Below are 18,449 nucleotides of genomic sequence, written 5' to 3'. Positions count from 1 at the left end.
TCTGAAAAAGAGTGAGCTGTAAGGTTCGTTCAGTGGCATAGTTGACTAGCTAAACGAAGTGAAAGAAATTATTGATTGTCTTCTGCATCTAGTTTCGCAAAAGCTTCATCAAGAATATCTTTTAATTGTTTTGCAGAAGCGGCCATCCGGTCTTTTTCACCATCCGTCAATGGGATCTCAATCACTTTTTGAATCCCTTGGGCGTTGATAACTGCAGGCGCACCGATGTACAAGTCGTTTAAGCCGTATTCGCCGTTCATGTACACAGACAATGGTAAAACAGCATTTTCATCGTCTAAGATCGCACGAGTGATCCGTGCTAAGGCTACCGCGATCCCATAGAAAGTCGCACCTTTTTTCTCGATAATGGTGTAGGCTGCATCACGAACGCTGAAGAAAATGTTGACCATTGCTTCTTCATCGATATCTGGGTTGTTTTTGACCCATTCATAGATTTGCAAGCCGGCTACGTTGGCATGAGACCAAACAGGGAATTCTGAATCCCCGTGTTCGCCTAAGATATAGGCATGGACGTTACGGGCATCAACATCGACTAATTCAGCCAAAGCTTGACGGAAACGTGCAGAGTCTAAAGAAGTACCTGAACCGATGACGCGTTCTTTCGGGAAGCCTGAGAATTTCCAAGTCGAGTAAGTCAAAATATCGACTGGGTTCGCTGCTACTAAGAAGATTCCGTTGAACCCTGAATCAACGATTTGGGTAACTACTTCCCGGTTGATTTTCAAGTTTTTATGAACCAAATCTAAGCGGGTTTCACCTGGTTTTTGAGGCGCACCAGCTGTAATAACGACTAAATCAGCATCATGTGCATCTTCATAAGAAGCGGCATAGATTTTTTTAGGGGAAGTAAAGGCCAAGGCATGGGACAAATCAATTGCGTCGCCTTCTGTTTTTGCTGTATTTATATCAATGATTCCGACTTCTTGCGCAATGTTTTGGGTCACCAGCGCAAACGCGTAACTAGAACCAACCGCACCGTCTCCAACAAGAATTACCTTTTGGTGATCTTTTTTGTTCGTTTTTGCAGTCATCTGTGTATCATTCCTTCCGCATAATTGTTTTACTCGCTATCATCCTACCATTTTCAAGTATATTTGTCATGTGATTTGCACAACAATATTACACAAAATATCGCTGTTTCAGTTGTAAATGCTTTCTTTGTTATTACGTCAAAAAGAGGATATATCAACGTTTTATTAAGATTCGTTAAGAAAGATAAAAACTGAGCAAGAGGACGCCACCATAACAGTCCATTTCGTGTTATAATTATTTCAGCAAAAGAACTGGGCGCATTTGTGTGCCCAGTATTTTGTGTTTGGATAAGAAAACCGATAAAATAGATGAAGAATCAGCTTGAAACTAGAAATAATGGAGCGTAATCGAAAAATGAAAATGATTGTAGGCTTGGGAAATCCCGGCAAAAAATATGAGAAAACCAAACACAATGTTGGCTTTATGGTAGTGGATGCCTTGGCACAAAAGTACCAAGCAACCTTTAAAAAGTCGGCTTTTGAAGCAGAAGTGGCAGAGTTTTTCTTGAAGGGTGAAAAAATCCTTTTGGTCAAACCGCAAACCTTCATGAATGAATCCGGTCGTTCGGTAGGTCCGTTGATGACCTATTTTGGCATCTATCAAGAAGAATTAGTAGTGGTCTATGATGACCTTGATTTAGCATTAGGGAAAATCCGCTTGCGCCAAAAAGGCAGTGCGGGGGGACACAATGGAATCAAGAGTTTGATCGCGCATTTGGACTCGACAGTCTTTGACCGCATCAAAATCGGGATCGATCGGCCACGTCCAGGACAAACCGTGGTCAATCATGTACTGAGTCCTTTTGCAAAAGACGATCTGCCCATCGTTTTACAAAGTATTGATAAGGCAGTCGAGGCAAGTAGTGATTACTTGACCAACGGCGACTTTCTTGCCACAATGAATCGATTTAACTAAGGAGGGCCGAGATGGATTTAATTGAATTAATAAATAAAGTGCCGACAGTGGCGGCTTGGCATGCAGGTTTACGTGAACAGGCCCCCCGGCAATTATTGACCGGTCTAGCTGGATCGGCAAAAACATTGGCGATCACCGGTGTGTATCAGGCATTTCAAAAACAAGTGATCGTGGTGACACCAAATCTGTATTATACGAATCAACTAGCCGAAGATCTGCGCAACGTGACGGATGATGTCTATGTTTTCCCAGTGGACGAAGTGTTGTCAGCCGAAATGGCTTTTTCTTCACCAGAAGCACGAGAAGAACGAGTGGCAGCGCTGAATGCTGTTTCTCAAGGGAAAACCGGGATCTATGTGTTGCCGGTAGCGGCTTTGCGAAAGTATTTACCTGAGAAGAAAACCTGGTTAGCCAACCAATTCCAATGGCAAATCGGCGATGAGATCGATTTAGAGCGTTTGCCGCAACAATTGATCTTGATGGGTTACGAACGGCAGTCAATGATTGGCAAACCCGGCGAATTCAGTATTCGTGGGAGCATCCTCGATATTTATCCATTAAATGCCGAATACCCCGTACGGATCGAGTTATTCGATGTAGAAATCGACTCGATGCGTTCTTTCAACGTGGAAACGCAACGCTCAGTGGAAACGCTGCAGCAAGTGGCTATTTTACCGACTACCGAATTGGTTTTCTCAGCGGAAGATTTAGCGGCGGGGCAAAAGCAGCTACAAGAATTATTGAACAAACGGTTGGCGGTCACCAAAGAAGTAACTGATCGCGCGTTTTTAGAAGACTATTTCGGCCAATTGGCCTCCCAATGGCAAGCGGGGATTCCCGGTGAAAGTGCCCGTTATTACACGGATTTGCTTTATCGTCAGCAAACGAGTGTCTTAGATTATTTTTCTGAAGACGCCTTTTTGATGATCGATGATTATGCTCGGATCATGGAGACCAATCGTGAGATCGAACGGGAAGAAGCGGAGTGGCATACCCAAAAATTAGCGGAGCTGCGGGTCTTTTCTGAACAGCAATTCGGGATCGATGTCCATCAACTGCTGCAAAAAGAAACCTTTGTGACCAGCTTCTTTTCTTTATTCCAAAAAGGAATGGGGAACATTCGCTTCCAAGCGATCCATCAATTCCAATACCGGCCGATGCAGCAGTTTTTCAGCCAAATGGGTCTCTTGAAAGTTGAGATCGATCGCTGGGAGAAGCAACAGCAAACGGTGATTTTTCTGGTCAGTGACCAAGAACGGGCCAAGAAGTTAGAGCAAGATCTGCGAGATCATGATATCTATGCCGTGCAGACGCAACAAGACCGCCTGTTTACGGGACGCACCCAAATCGTGGTGGAACGTTTGCAAAGCGGCTTTGAAATGCCGCAAGACAAGCTAGTGGTGGTTACAGAAAAAGAAATTTTCCAAAAGATGAACAAAAAAAGAGCCCGCCGGCAAAATGTCACCAATGCGGAACGGCTCAAAAGCTACAATGAGTTAAAAGCCGGCGATTATGTCGTCCATGCGAATCATGGGATCGGGAAGTACATCGGCATGGAAACCTTAGAAGTCGATGGCGTCCATCAAGATTACATGACGATCTTGTACCAAAACGAAGACAAGCTCTTTATTCCAGTCACCCAATTGAATTTGATTCAAAAATATGTGGCTTCCGAATCGAAAACACCAAAAATCAATAAATTAGGCGGCAGTGAGTGGGCGAAGACCAAGCGCAAAGTGACGGCTAAAATTGAAGACATCGCAGATGATTTGATTTTATTGTATGCCAAACGCGAATCAGAAAAAGGCTATGCCTTTCAACCAGACGATGCCTATCAAAAAGAATTTGAAGATGCCTTTCCTTATTCGGAAACCGATGATCAGCTGCGCAGTACGGCAGAGATTAAGCGGGATATGGAAAAAGAAAAGCCGATGGACCGTTTGTTAGTTGGAGATGTCGGTTTTGGGAAAACAGAAGTGGCGCTGCGGGCTGCTTTTAAAGCGATCAAAGAAAGCAAACAAGTGGCTTTCTTAGTGCCGACAACGATCTTGGCGCAGCAGCACTATGAAACGATGGTCGATCGTTTTGAAGGATTCCCCGTCAATGTTGGGGTGCTGAGTCGTTTTCGGACGAAAAAACAGCAGAATGAAACAATCGAGCAAGTGCGCAAAGGGCAAGTCGATATTTTGGTGGGGACCCACCGATTATTGTCAAAAGATGTCGAGTTTGCTGATTTGGGCTTGTTGGTGATCGATGAAGAACAACGTTTTGGGGTCAAACACAAAGAGCGCTTGAAACAACTGCGTTCGCAAGTCGATGTGTTGACGTTGACGGCAACGCCGATCCCAAGAACATTGCATATGTCGATGCTGGGCGTGCGGGACCTATCTGTGATCGAAACACCACCGGAAAATCGTTACCCGATCCAAACCTATGTGATGGAGATGAATCCAGGAGCGGTGCGAGAAGCGATCCAACGGGAGATGGCACGCGGGGGCCAAGTGTTTTATCTTTATAATCGTGTCGATACGATCGAGCGAAAAGTCGAAGAACTGCAGGCGTTAGTGCCAGATGCACGAATCGCTTATGCCCACGGGCAAATGACCGAGATCCAATTGGAAAATACCCTGTTTGACTTTATTGAAGGGCAATACGATGTGTTGGTGACGACGACGATCATTGAAACCGGTGTGGATATTCCCAATGCCAATACGTTGTTTGTGGAAAATGCCGATTACATGGGGCTTTCGACGTTGTATCAGTTGCGTGGCCGTGTCGGTCGGAGCAATCGAGTCGCTTATGCGTATTTCATGTATGAACAGCAAAAAGTGTTGAACGAAGTCAGTGAAAAACGTCTGCAAGCCATTAAGGACTTTACGGAGTTAGGTTCAGGATTCAAAATCGCGATGCGAGATCTTTCGATTCGTGGGGCAGGAAATCTATTGGGGGCGCAACAGCACGGCTTTATCGATGCAGTCGGGTTTGACATGTACTCACAAATGCTGTCGGAAGCAGTCACTCGTAAACAAGGGAAAAATACCCAAACAGAAAAAACGACCGTTGAGATCGATCTGGGGATCGATGCCTACTTACCGACTTCGTATATTGAAGACGAACGGCAAAAAATCGAGATCTATAAACGAATTCGTGAGCTGGAATCACAAGAAGCAGTTGATGAACTTCAAGATGATTTATTAGACCGTTTCGGAGAATACCCTGTAGAAGTGGCGCACCTCTTAACGGTGGGCGAGATCAAAATGAACGGCGATCGTGCCTTGTTAGAAACTATCCGCAAGCAGCAACAAACCGTGTCGTTTACTTTGAGTAAAGTCGGCACGAAAAATTATTCGGTGGAGCAGCTGTTTGAAGCATTGAAAGCCACTAAATTAAAAGCCACGATGGGTGTCGATCATGAGCAAATGACCATCAAATTACAGATTCCGCCAGTGATGAAAGAAAGCACCTGGCTATTAGAAATCCAAGATTTTGTCAAAGCGTTACGGGAACAAAAATACGCCAGCCAAGGCTAGAAAGGAACCAGAGGGATGCCGAAATCACAATTGAAGCGTACGATGGAAGGGGCGTTTATTTTAACGATCGCTTCCTTTATCGCAAAAATCTTAAGTGCCGTTTATCGGGTCCCTTTTCAGAACCTGGTAGGCGACGAAGGGTTTTATGTGTATCAACAGGTCTATCCGATTTATGGATTGGCAATGACTTTGGCGTTGTCAGGTTTGCCGCAGTTTATCTCCCGCATTGTTGCTGAAGAACCTGATCCTTTGAAAAGCAAGGAGCGGCTGCAAGCGTTGACGTCTTATGTGCTTTGGTCGGCGATTGGCTTATGGGCTGTGACCTTTTTATTTGCCGGTCCAATCGCGCAAGTGATGGGGGACCATCAACTGGCAGGCTTGATTCGAGTCGTTTCCTTTACCTTTTTGTTTGTCCCACCCTTGACCTTTTATCGAGGAATGTTTCAAGGAAATCTACAAATGGTGCCAACCGCAGTGTCTCAAGTTGTAGAGCAGCTGCTTAGAGTTGGTGTGATTTTAGGTGCTGCGGCAGCTTTCCAGCAATTGGGCTGGACGATTTATCAAACGGGGACTGTCGCCATGATGGGTGCCTTAGTCGGGGGCCTTGCGGCGTGGTGGATTTTAAGTTATTATAGCCGACAAATCAACGGCAAACGCCTATCGCTATGGCATAAACCAGTCACCCGTACAGGAGAAAATACCGCTGGTTTATCCGCCTCGTTGAAAAAACGGTTCTTCTTAGAAGGCGGTCTGTTGACGATTTATAGCGGCTATTTGATCTTGTTCCAGTTAGCGGATTCGTTTTTATTGACCAATGCGCTAGAAGCGGGGGGATTGACGGCACAAGCAGCCCGGATTTCGAAAGGGATCTATGATCGCGGACAACCCCTCGTCCAACTAGGTCTTGTGGTGGCGATGGCGTTAAGCTCGACGTTTTTGCCAACGTTGACCAAGTATTTGACGGTAAAAAATCAGCAGCTGTTTGAAAAGTCGGCAAAAATGTATTTGCGCCTAACGATCGGGATTGCTTCGGCTTCTGCGGTAGGGTTAGCGATTTTGCTGCCTTATATCAACTTTGCTTTATTTAAAGACGGATCTGGCAATGCGGCGCTGGTATTGTTTGTCTTTTCCATCGCTCTGATGGCGACGATCCAAGCCTATCAAAGCATTCAACAAAGTCGCAATACCTATACCTTCGGCTTGCTCGCTGCGGGAATTGGTCTTTTAGTCAAATGTCTATCGATGTGGCCGCTGACCGCTTCTTATGGGACTGCAGGAGCAAGTATCAGTACGCTGTTGGGGTTAGGCGCGACCTTATGCTGTTTTGTGGTTTCCGAACAGCGTCGAGCACAAAGTAGCATCAATCGCTTTTGGTATGAAGGAAATTATGGAAAAAAATTATTTCTTTGTTTAGGGATCATGGCAAGCGTGCTATTCTTATATTATAGCTTCGTTGCGATCTTATTGAACGGTCCTTTGACCCATCGACTACAGGCGCTGATTTTTTGCCTAGGCGGTGTCGGTTTGGGAGGCGCAGCCTTTATCGGGGCAGCGATCAAAATCAAATTGTTAACGATTCGCGAATGGCTGTTAGTTCCATTTGGAAAGAAACTATTAAGAAGAGGTGAAAAACATGAGATTAGATAAATTTCTTAAAATCTCCCGCATCATCAAGCGTCGCTCTGTGGCCAAAGAAGTGGCAGACAAGGGACGCATTCAGATCAACGGCAAATTAGCCAAGTCAAGCAGTGACGTCAAAGTAGGCGATACTATGCGTATTCAGTTCGGGAATAAGGTCTTGGAAGTAAAAGTCAATGAATTGCATGAATCGACGAAAAAAGAAGACGCTGCAAAAATGTATGAGATTGTTTCAGAGGAAAGAATCTCAGAAAATGCTTGATTTTTACGGCATTTTCAGTTAGACAAGCTTTGCGGATGTTGGTATAATGTAAAAAACAAAGACAGCGACGGGAGCGAGTTCAGGTGGCAAAAGAATCAAATAAAAAAATAGAACTATTGCAGACCGATTATGCGAAAGAGCAATTTGCCAAGTTTGAAAAAGAGCGGCGGCAAGTCGTGTTTCGCCGACGTCGGCTGGTGGCGTTTTTCGTGGCGGCATTAGCGATATTTGCAGTCGTGGGGATTCAGATGTTTAACGACCAAATGCGCCTGCAAAAACTAAAGGAATACAAGGCGGAAACAGTCGCCGAACAAAAAGAAGCTGAACAAAAAGTGGCTTCATTGGAGCGAGATGTTGCCTTATTGCAAGACGATGAGTATGTGGCAAAATTGGCCCGCAGCCGATTCTTCTACTCAAAAGATGGCGAAAAAATTTATCCTGTCTTGCCAGATGGAACGGATTCTCAAAACACTAATGAGCGTTCTGCGCAAAGCGAACAAGAATCATCATCCACAGAGTCACAAGATTAAGCAATGTCATACCTACTCAGCGCAGTAGTTTGAATTATTTTAAATGGGTAAAAATTAGGAGGAACATTTTTTATATGTCAATCGAAGTTGGAGCGAAACTAAAGGGCAAAGTGTCTGGTATTACAAATTTTGGTGCGTTCATTGATCTTGGTGAAGGGAAAACTGGTTTGGTGCATATCAGTGAAGTATCAAACGGATTCGTCAAAGACATTCACGACGTGTTGTCTGTTGGGGATGAAGTGACAGTACTTGTTACGGCAATCGGCAACGATGGAAAAATTGGACTATCGATCCGCAAAGCAGAAGATAAGCCGGAAGAAAAACGTGAATACCCTAAAAAAGAATTCAATCGACCAAATCCGAAAAAATCTTTTTCACGCAATCAAACTACGAATGTAAATAAACAAGACTTCGATTCATTGATGAGTTCTTTTCTAAAAGATAGTGATGATCGTCTTTCATCATTACGTCGAAATACAGAAGGAAAACGCGGTGGCCGCGGCGGACGCCGTAACTAAACATGAATAGCAAGTTGGAAAAAGCTGAAACAAAACTGTTGGTTCGTTTTGTTTCAGCTTTCTTTCTTGTGGGTCTACCAAATGAGAAGGAGGGCAAATGATGGTCATTCAAACCGTTCGAGGGCAACTCACTGCCATCGATCCTGAAAAAAAACGCCGCTTTTTGCTGGCGGTATCGACGGGAGTCGACTCCATGGTCTTGCTGCAGGTCTTTTGTCAGTTGTTTCCCGAAATGCAAAAAGAGCAGGTCTTTGGTGTGGCACATGTAAACCATCAATTGCGTCCAGCATCTGCTGAGGAAGCTGCTTTTTTACGGCAGTACTGCCAAGAACGCGGCATTCCTTTTTATGAGCGGTGCTGGGAAAATCCGCCAGAAACTGGCATAGAAGCTAGCGCTCGGGACTTTCGCTATACGTTTTTTGCCGATGTCATGTCCCGAGAAGGCTATGATGTTTTGCTGACTGCTCACCACAGTGATGACCAAGTAGAAACGATGCTGATGAAGATGATGCGAGAAGGCCGCTTGCAATCGGCTGGCGGGATGCAGCAGCAGCAGCCTTTTCACGCTGGAATCCTGTTGCGGCCGTTGCTTAGTGTCAGTAAGACAGCGATTTACGACTATGCGCAAGTACAGCAGATTCCCTACTTTGAAGACGAAAGCAATCACGAACCGCTGTATTTGCGAAACCGACTACGCCAGCAAGTAGTGCCGGCATTAAAAGCGGAAAATCCGCAACTGTTGCCGCATTTTCAACAGCTTTCTGTAGAAATGCAGTTCGCCAATCAGTTGATCCAGCAAGAGCAGCAGCAATGGTTGTCTGCGTTCGTTCAACAGCAAGCTACTCGCTTAGTGATCGATCTGCAACAGCTGCCGACGTTTTCGCCGGCGCAGCGCTATTTTTTCTATGCGGGGTTTTTGCAACAAGCAGAAGCTTTTACAAAGCATCCACTCAATCAAAAACAGCTGCCACAGCTATTGCGTTTGCTAGACGAAAAGAAAGGGCAATGGCAATTGGCGTTGCACAAACAGTGGCAGCTGCGGCGCAGTTATGACCAATTACTATTGGAACCCATTGCTGTTCCCCAAAAGCCTGCAGCGCCGTTGACAGAAGTCAGTCAGCGTCTGGTTTTAGGAGAAGGGATCTATCTTTCTGAAAAGGAATGGATTGGGTATTTTCCGATAAATGAACAGCATATTCCCAAAAAAATCACAAATTGGTCAGAGTTTTCCCAAGATTTACCGCTAAACTATTCCTCTGAGCTGATCGTACGTAAGCGTCAGCCAGGAGACCGAATCCGCTTGGCACGTGGCCTGACCAAAAAGATCAGTCGTTTTTTTATCGATTCAAAAATTCCTAATGAAGAGCGAGAAAAAAGTTGGGTCGTCACAAACCTTGATAAACAGGTGATTGCCTTACTACCTCATGCATTTTCCTATTTGAGTATTACGCCAGAAACTGATAAAATACACTACATACTTCTTTATAAATATCAGAAGTAAGAGTTGGAAGGAGAACTTTATGCTAGATAAAGATATTGAGAAAATTTTGATTTCCCGTGACGAAATCAAAAATCGTTGTGTGGAACTTGGTCAAGAATTAACGGCGGCTTATGCGGATAAAAATCCTCTAGTCGTAGGTGTACTGAAAGGTGCCGTTCCTTTCATGGCAGACATCGTTCGTGAGATGGATTGTTACTTGGAGTTAGACTTCATGGATGTCTCAAGTTATGGCAATGCCATGATTTCATCTGGAGAAGTCAAAATCATTAAAGATTTAGATACAAATGTTGAGGGCCGCGATCTTTTGATCGTTGAAGACATCATTGACAGCGGTCGCACGTTGGCTTATCTGGTAGATCTATTCAAATACCGTAAAGCGAAATCAGTGAAAATCGTGACGTTATTAGATAAGCCGGAAGGCCGTGTTGTTGAGATCGATGCTGATTACGTCGGCTTCGATGTGCCAAATGAGTTTGTTGTTGGATATGGACTGGACTATGCAGAGCAATATCGAAACTTACCTTACGTTGGCGTCTTAAAACCTAGTGTTTATCAGTCAAATTAGTGACTGTTCTAAATCAATTGTGATACAATTAAATGGTCAGGATTGATAAAACAAAATAGCCAGGGAGGTACGCATGAATAAGAAAAATAACGGTATGGTAAAAAATACCTTATATTATGTACTTGTCTTGTTGGCGATGGTCATGGTCGTTTATTTCATTTTTGGAAATGGCAATCAGCAGACCCCAACGATCGAGTACTCCACGTTTACAGAACAACTGAAAGACGGGAAGGTCAAACAATTTACTGTCCAACCCGCTAACGGTGTTTATCGAATCGTGGGTGAATACAATGAAGAACAAACTGTCAGCAATGACAACAGCTTGTCTGTTTTAGGCAATACACAGGCGAGTTCGACCCGCTTTTCAACGATCATTTTACCAAATGATTCTACGCTGAGCGAAGTCACCAGTCTGGCCTCAGCACAAGGGGTCAAAACTACCATCGAAGAAGAATCCAACAGTGGTATTTGGTTATCGCTTTTGGTTAGCTTCTTACCACTTGTGATCATCATTTTCTTCTTCTATATGATGATGAGCCAACAAGGCGGCGGCGGTGGCGGTGGCGGCCGTGTGATGAACTTTGGCAAATCAAAAGCCAAAGAAGCGGACAAAAAAGCCAACCGCGTACGTTTTTCAGACGTAGCCGGTGCAGAAGAAGAAAAACAAGAACTTGTCGAAGTCGTGGAATTCTTGAAAGATCCTCGACGCTTCGTTGAATTAGGTGCCCGTATCCCAGCAGGTGTCTTACTTGAGGGACCTCCGGGAACCGGGAAAACGTTGCTAGCCAAAGCCGTTGCCGGTGAAGCTGGCGTACCGTTTTACTCGATCTCTGGTTCAGATTTCGTTGAAATGTTTGTCGGTGTCGGTGCAAGCCGGGTACGTGACTTATTTGAAACAGCGAAGAAAAATGCACCAGCCATCATCTTTATCGATGAAATCGATGCCGTCGGTCGCCAACGTGGTGCCGGTATGGGTGGCGGACATGATGAGCGGGAACAAACATTGAACCAATTATTGGTTGAGATGGATGGTTTTGATGGGAATGAAGGCGTGATCGTCATTGCCGCAACGAACCGTTCGGATGTTCTAGATCCAGCGTTGCTGCGTCCAGGTCGTTTTGACCGTCAGATTTTAGTTGGTCGTCCAGACGTGAAAGGCCGTGAAGCAATCCTCCGTGTTCATGCTCGGAACAAACCTTTATCAGATGATGTTGATTTGAAAGTCGTTGCCCAACAAACACCGGGCTTTGCCGGTGCGGATCTGGAAAACGTCTTGAACGAAGCCGCCTTAGTTGCTGCTCGTCGTAACAAGAAAAAAATCGATGCTTCAGATATCGATGAAGCAGAAGACCGCGTGATCGCTGGTCCTGCGAAGAAAGACCGTGTCATCAACAAACGCGAACGTGAAATGGTTGCTTACCATGAAGCAGGACATACCATTGTTGGTTTAGTCTTGAGTCGTGCCCGTGTGGTACACAAAGTAACCATCATTCCTCGGGGGCGAGCTGGTGGGTACATGATCGCCTTGCCGAAAGAAGATCAATTCTTGATGACTAAAGAAGATATGTTTGAACAAATCGTTGGCTTGCTAGGTGGACGTACGGCTGAAGAAATCATCTTCGGTGTGCAATCAACGGGGGCTTCCAATGACTTTGAACAAGCAACTGCGCTTGCAAGAAGCATGGTGACAGAATATGGAATGAGCGATAAATTAGGTCCAGTTCAATATGAAGGAAACCATCAAGTCTTTGTCGGTCGCGATTACGGTCAAACAAAAGCATACTCTGAACAAGTTGCCTTTGAAATTGATCAAGAAGTTCGCAAGATTTTAATGGATGCCCATCAAAAAGCCCATGAAATCATTGAAGAACATCGTGCCCAACACAAATTGATCGCTGAAAAACTACTTGAACATGAAACATTGGATGCTAAAGCAATCAAATCCTTGTTTGAAGAAGGCAAAATGCCTGCAGGGACTGAAAGCTCTGAGTATCCTAGTGAAAAAGCCCAAACGTTTGAAGAAGCGAAACGTGCGCTGGAAGAAAAAGATGCAGAGAAGCAAGCTGCAGAAAAACACAGCGAAGATGCATCATCAAACGATTTTGATCAACAATTGGAAGACGTTCGCCGCAATAGCGAAAGCCAACCGACTGATCAAGAAAACAAAGATGATAACGCCTAAAACAAGACGTATCAAGGCGCCGAGGAAACTCGGCGCCTTTTTGTTTCTATTTAAGAAGACTTTTCTTAAATTCAAACACATTCAGTTGAAAAAAGCGGCGCTTCCTAGTATGATTCATTAATGAATAAAAAGGAGAATCAAGATGAAGGATTATTTAGTAAAAGCACTCGCATATGACGGCTTCGTCCGAGCATACGCCGTATCGGCAACAGAGACGATCGCCGAAGCACAACGACGCCATGAAACATGGAATACGGCATCTGCTGCTTTAGGGCGAGCGATGGTGGGAAGTTTGTTATTAGGCAGTACCTTAAAAGGGGAAGACAAATTGACCGTCAAAATTCAAGGAAATGGTCCTGCTGGGGCAATCGTCGTAGACAGCAATGGCCGTGGGGACGTAAAAGGATACATAAAAAATCCACAGATCAGTCTGCCATTGAATCCTCAAGGAAAATTGGATGTTCGGGGCGCAGTGGGAGACCAAGGAATTTTTACCGTAATCAAAGACTTAGGGCTAAAAGAACCTTTCTCTGGACAAACACCGATCGTCTCTGGGGAACTTGGGGAAGACTTTACTTATTATTTAGCAGTGTCAGAACAGATTCCTTCTGCTGTTGGTCTGAGTGTATTAGTAGAAACCGATGATTCGATTCGGGCAGCCGGTGGATTTATGCTACAGATCATGCCTGGTGCCAGTGAAGAGATCATTGATGCCATCGAAAAACGTTTGGGAGAATTGCCCCGAGTGTCAACCTTGATCGATGAAGGCCAATCACCAGAAGAGGTCTTAGCGACATTGTTACCAGACACGACGATCGAAGTACTAGAAAAAATGCCCGTCCAGTTCCACTGTGATTGTACGAAAGAAAAATTTGCGACAGCGATCATCACCTTAGGGGCTGAGGAGATCCAAGCGATGATCGATGAAGATCATGGGGCAGAGGCAGTCTGCTCGTTTTGTGGCAACAAGTATCATTTTGATGAAACGGAATTGGCGGCGTTGAAGAAAGAGGCGGAAGCGTAAGTGAAAGATAGACAGACATGGCAGATCGGCTCGGTTGAGATTCCTAACCGCGTCGTCGTTGCGCCAATGGCGGGGATCACCAATTCTGCGTTTCGTGTGACAGTCAAAGAATTTGGCGCGGGTTTAGTCGTCTGTGAGATGATCAGTGATCGAGGGATTCAACTGCGTAACAAGAAGACCCTTGAGATGCTGTTTATTGACGAGACCGAGCATCCTCTTAGTATTCAGATTTTTGGTGGGAATAAAGCATCCTTAGTAGAAGCAGCGCAATTTGTCGCAGAGAACACAACTGCCGATATCATTGATATTAATATGGGGTGTCCTGTAAACAAAATCATCAAAGCAGAAGCTGGTGCGAAGTGGCTTTTAGATCCCGACAAGGTTTATGAAATGGTCCATGCTGTTTCCAGTGCGATCGACAAGCCCGTTACCGTCAAAATGCGGATCGGTTGGGATGAGCAGCACGTCTTTGCGGTTGAGAATGCCCAAGCCGCGGAAGCAGCGGGTGCTGCAGCAATCGGTATGCATGGCAGAACCCGTGTACAGATGTATGAAGGATCGGCTGATTGGGACGTTTTAAAACAAGTGAAGCAAAGTATCACCATTCCCTTTATGGGCAACGGCGATGTCAGAACCCCTGAAGATGCGAAACGAATGTTGGAAGAAGTCGGCGCTGATGCAGTGATGATCGGACGGGCAGCCTTAGGCAATCCGTGGATGATTCACCGCACCAAGCAATACTTGGAGACAGGCGAGTTGTTGCCGGAACCAACACCACGAGAAAAAATTTCGACAGCGAAACTTCATTTAGAACGGTTGGCTGATCTAAAAGGGGAAAAAATCGCTTCGCGAGAATTCCGCCAACATGCTGCGTACTACTTAAAAGGTATTTCACGGGCAGCCAAAGTGAAGGCAGCTATCAATCAAGCAGAAGATAAGCAAACGATTTTTGATTTATTAGATGCATTTGTAGAGAAGACCGAAAAACAGCCGGTAGCAACTTTTAAGGAATAAGAAACAAATCAAGTCGATTCGAAAGTTCGGCTTGATTTTTTGCGTCATCATTGGCATTATAAGAAGGAAACCCAAGTTAAGAATGGAGGAAAACTCGTGACAGAGGAACGACAAACACAAGAAGAATTGAATGATCAAATGTTGGTTCGCCGTGAAAAGATGGAAAAACTACGGGAAGAAGGCATTGATCCTTTTGGCAAGCGATTCGAACGCACCCATAATTCTGCCGAGTTACATGAGTTATTTGATCAAAGAACCAAAGAAGAATTAGCCGAAATGAATCTTTCAGCAAGCATTGCAGGAAGAATCGTTACAAAACGTGGAAAAGGGAAGGCTGGTTTTGCGCATTTACAAGACCGCGAAGGCCGTATTCAAATATATGTACGTAAAGACCAAGTCGGGGACGAACCTTACGAAGTATTCAAGCATGCAGATCTAGGTGATTTCTTTGGTGTATCTGGTGAAATCATGAAGACCGACACTGGCGAAGTGACCATCAAAGCCAAAGAAATCGTGATCTTATCCAAAGCATTGCGTCCATTGCCAGACAAATACCATGGCTTGACGAACGTAGAACAACGCTACCGTCAACGTTACTTGGATTTGATCAGTAATAAAGAGAGCTTTGATCGTTTCATGAAACGAAGCCAAATCATTAGCGAAATTCGTCGTTACCTTGACGGACATGGATATATCGAAGTCGAAACGCCAGTATTGCATAATCAAGCAGGTGGTGCAGCGGCTCGTCCCTTCATTACACACCACAATGCCTTAGACATGGATCTGTATTTACGAATCGCACTTGAGCTTCACTTGAAACGATTGATCGTGGGTGGCATGGAAAAAGTCTATGAGATCGGCCGCGTTTTCCGAAATGAAGGAATCGATACGACCCATAATCCCGAGTTTACGATGCTAGAAGCGTATACAGCATATACAGATTTCAAAGATGTGATGGATTTGACAGAAGGCATTATCCGTAATGCTGCTGAAAAAGTCTTGCATACAGCAACGATCCAATACGATGGACAAGAAGTCGATTTAGCTAGCGACTTTGCACGAATCCATATGGTCGATGCAATCAAAAATCAAACAGGTGTTGATTTCTGGCAACCAATGTCCGTTGAAGAAGCGCGTAGTTTAGCGAAAGAACATCATGTTGAAATCACTGATGCCATGACTGTTGGCCATATCATCAATGAATTCTTTGAGACATTTGTTGAAGAAACGTTACAGCAGCCAACCTTTGTCTTTGGTCATCCAGTGGAAGTTTCGCCATTAGCGAAAAAGAATCCAGAAGATGAACGCTTTACGGATCGCTTTGAATTATTTATCGTTGGTCGTGAATTTGCGAATGCCTTCACGGAATTGAATGACCCAATCGATCAAAGAGAACGTTTTGAAGGACAAGAAAAAGAGCGCGAAGCAGGAAATGATGAAGCCCATGGGGTGGATGAAGATTTCTTAGAAGCACTTGAATACGGTATGCCGCCAACTGGTGGATTAGGGATCGGGATCGACCGCTTAGTGATGCTGTTGACCGATGCACAATCGATTCGTGACGTTTTATTATTCCCGACAATGAGATAAAAAAGCTCCGTCCACTCGCAAGAGATGGGCGGCTTTTTTTCTTGTCTGCTGGATCAGGGAGAAAAACAGTGAGGAATTAGAGGGGAAAAAGCCAAGGTAATTGCTAGAAAACGGATTAAATGCGAACGATAAAAGCTGGATTCAATGTGATTAGACGGGTTTGTAAAAATTAAAAAAAGCCATAGAAAATGATTGACCGCAAGGGATTTAGTTGGTATATTATTACATGTGCCAAATGACTGAAATGAATTCGTAAAAAGAATTGAAAAAAGTGGTTGACGCACAGCTCGACAGATGATATTATAACGAAGTCGCAATTTTAAAATAGTTAATCGACGTTGATACATCAACAAAATTAATTAAAAAAAGTTGTTGACAAATAACGAATCATTTGTTATTCTAATGAAGTCGCTGAGACAGCCGCTGCGAAGTTGAAAAACAACGAGCGAAAAAAACTTTTAAAAAAGAGTTGACAATCAATTGTCGCTCTGATATGATATAAAAGTTGCTAACACAGCACTGTAGACCTTTGAAAACTGAACAAAGCAAGCAAACGAACCAATGTGTAGGACGTTTCAATTTATTGAAACAAATACATGCAAGCAATAGCTAGCAAAGTTAATTTTTATGAGCTTAATGACCGTATGGTCATTCAAACAAATCATTATGAGAGTTTGATCCTGGCTCAGGACGAACGCTGGCGGCGTGCCTAATACATGCAAGTCGAACGCTTTTTCTTTCACCGGAGCTTGCTCCACCGAAAGAAAAAGAGTGGCGAACGGGTGAGTAACACGTGGGTAACCTGCCCATCAGAAGGGGATAACACTTGGAAACAGGTGCTAATACCGTATAACACTATTTTCCGCATGGAAGAAAGTTGAAAGGCGCTTTTGCGTCACTGATGGATGGACCCGCGGTGCATTAGCTAGTTGGTGAGGTAACGGCTCACCAAGGCAACGATGCATAGCCGACCTGAGAGGGTGATCGGCCACACTGGGACTGAGACACGGCCCAGACTCCTACGGGAGGCAGCAGTAGGGAATCTTCGGCAATGGACGAAAGTCTGACCGAGCAACGCCGCGTGAGTGAAGAAGGTTTTCGGATCGTAAAACTCTGTTGTTAGAGAAGAACAAGGATGAGAGTAAAATGTTCATCCCTTGACGGTATCTAACCAGAAAGCCACGGCTAACTACGTGCCAGCAGCCGCGGTAATACGTAGGTGGCAAGCGTTGTCCGGATTTATTGGGCGTAAAGCGAGCGCAGGCGGTTTCTTAAGTCTGATGTGAAAGCCCCCGGCTCAACCGGGGAGGGTCATTGGAAACTGGGAGACTTGAGTGCAGAAGAGGAGAGTGGAATTCCATGTGTAGCGGTGAAATGCGTAGATATATGGAGGAACACCAGTGGCGAAGGCGGCTCTCTGGTCTGTAACTGACGCTGAGGCTCGAAAGCGTGGGGAGCGAACAGGATTAGATACCCTGGTAGTCCACGCCGTAAACGATGAGTGCTAAGTGTTGGAGGGTTTCCGCCCTTCAGTGCTGCAGCAAACGCATTAAGCACTCCGCCTGGGGAGTACGACCGCAAGGTTGAAACTCAAAGGAATTGACGGGGGCCCGCACAAGCGGTGGAGCATGTGGTTTAATTCGAAGCAACGCGAAGAACCTTACCAGGTCTTGACATCCTTTGACCACTCTAGAGATAGAGCTTCCCCTTCGGGGGCAAAGTGACAGGTGGTGCATGGTTGTCGTCAGCTCGTGTCGTGAGATGTTGGGTTAAGTCCCGCAACGAGCGCAACCCTTATTGTTAGTTGCCATCATTTAGTTGGGCACTCTAGCGAGACTGCCGGTGACAAACCGGAGGAAGGTGGGGATGACGTCAAATCATCATGCCCCTTATGACCTGGGCTACACACGTGCTACAATGGGAAGTACAACGAGTTGCGAAGTCGCGAGGCTAAGCTAATCTCTTAAAGCTTCTCTCAGTTCGGATTGTAGGCTGCAACTCGCCTACATGAAGCCGGAATCGCTAGTAATCGCGGATCAGCACGCCGCGGTGAATACGTTCCCGGGCCTTGTACACACCGCCCGTCACACCACGAGAGTTTGTAACACCCGAAGTCGGTGAGGTAAC

At 45.0% G+C, this 18,449-nt stretch carries 13 protein-coding genes and 1 rRNA gene (1 of these 14 only partly in view); 13 read left to right on the top strand and 1 reads right to left on the bottom strand.

The genetic code is table 11. The features are described from left to right. Positions 1-68 precede the first annotated feature (68 nt). A complete protein-coding gene (locus IGJ42_RS15290; RefSeq protein WP_005230720.1) occupies positions 69-1,052 on the bottom strand; it encodes an L-lactate dehydrogenase in 984 nt (327 codons plus the stop codon). A 355-nt stretch (positions 1,053-1,407) separates the two neighbouring features. On the opposite strand from IGJ42_RS15290, the gene pth reads away from it, so the two are divergent. From pth to IGJ42_RS15225, 13 genes are all read left to right on the top strand, one after another. Further along, positions 1,408-1,968: an aminoacyl-tRNA hydrolase gene (pth, locus tag IGJ42_RS15285; RefSeq protein ID WP_008380153.1), complete on the top strand. Its 561-nt coding sequence runs from the start codon at positions 1,408-1,410 to the stop codon at positions 1,966-1,968. A gap of 11 nt (positions 1,969-1,979) precedes the next feature. Beyond that, on the top strand, positions 1,980-5,498 hold the full coding sequence (gene mfd, locus IGJ42_RS15280) for a transcription-repair coupling factor (RefSeq protein ID WP_016620327.1): 3,519 nt from the start codon (positions 1,980-1,982) through the stop codon (positions 5,496-5,498). 15 nt (positions 5,499-5,513) lie between these two features. Beyond that, entirely contained in the window at positions 5,514-7,145 is a 1,632-nt protein-coding gene (locus tag IGJ42_RS15275; RefSeq protein ID WP_008380151.1) for a putative polysaccharide biosynthesis protein, read from the top strand. Next, on the top strand, positions 7,132-7,398 hold the full coding sequence (locus IGJ42_RS15270) for an RNA-binding S4 domain-containing protein (protein WP_005230745.1): 267 nt from the start codon (positions 7,132-7,134) through the stop codon (positions 7,396-7,398). The genes IGJ42_RS15275 and IGJ42_RS15270 overlap by 14 nt, the downstream gene beginning before the upstream one ends. 83 nt (positions 7,399-7,481) lie before the next feature. After that, positions 7,482-7,928, top strand: coding sequence for an FtsB family cell division protein (locus tag IGJ42_RS15265; RefSeq protein ID WP_005233351.1), 447 nt, complete (start codon positions 7,482-7,484; stop codon positions 7,926-7,928). Between the two features lie 74 nt (positions 7,929-8,002). Beyond that, a complete protein-coding gene (locus tag IGJ42_RS15260; RefSeq protein WP_005233352.1) occupies positions 8,003-8,446 on the top strand; it encodes a S1 domain-containing RNA-binding protein in 444 nt (147 codons plus the stop codon). Positions 8,447-8,546: 100 nt separating this feature from the next. Further along, entirely contained in the window at positions 8,547-9,947 is a 1,401-nt protein-coding gene (gene tilS, locus IGJ42_RS15255) for a tRNA lysidine(34) synthetase TilS (RefSeq protein ID WP_008380147.1), read from the top strand. Between the two features lie 19 nt (positions 9,948-9,966). Beyond that, positions 9,967-10,512: a hypoxanthine phosphoribosyltransferase gene (hpt, locus tag IGJ42_RS15250; RefSeq protein ID WP_005230750.1), complete on the top strand. Its 546-nt coding sequence runs from the start codon at positions 9,967-9,969 to the stop codon at positions 10,510-10,512. A gap of 73 nt (positions 10,513-10,585) precedes the next feature. Then, positions 10,586-12,694: an ATP-dependent zinc metalloprotease FtsH gene (ftsH, locus tag IGJ42_RS15245; RefSeq protein ID WP_005233354.1), complete on the top strand. Its 2,109-nt coding sequence runs from the start codon at positions 10,586-10,588 to the stop codon at positions 12,692-12,694. Positions 12,695-12,836: 142 nt separating this feature from the next. Next, entirely contained in the window at positions 12,837-13,718 is an 882-nt protein-coding gene (gene hslO, locus IGJ42_RS15240; protein ID WP_005233356.1) for an Hsp33 family molecular chaperone HslO, read from the top strand. Continuing rightward, positions 13,719-14,732, top strand: a complete 1,014-nt coding sequence (gene dusB, locus IGJ42_RS15235) for a tRNA dihydrouridine synthase DusB (RefSeq protein ID WP_005233357.1) — start codon at positions 13,719-13,721, stop codon at positions 14,730-14,732. It begins immediately after the preceding gene. Between the two features lie 96 nt (positions 14,733-14,828). Continuing rightward, positions 14,829-16,322 carry a lysine--tRNA ligase gene (lysS, locus tag IGJ42_RS15230; protein ID WP_005230758.1) on the top strand — a complete coding sequence of 498 codons (1,494 nt, stop codon included), beginning with the start codon at positions 14,829-14,831 and terminating at the stop codon, positions 16,320-16,322. A 662-nt stretch (positions 16,323-16,984) separates the two neighbouring features. Continuing rightward, positions 16,985-18,449, top strand: a 16S ribosomal RNA gene (locus IGJ42_RS15225); it runs 95 nt beyond the window's last position.

This window comes from Enterococcus sp. DIV1067f, from assembly GCF_050543505.1.
GTDB lineage: Bacteria > Bacillota > Bacilli > Lactobacillales > Enterococcaceae > Enterococcus_D > Enterococcus_D entomosocium.
This window is presented reverse-complemented; position numbering and strand designations above follow the sequence as displayed.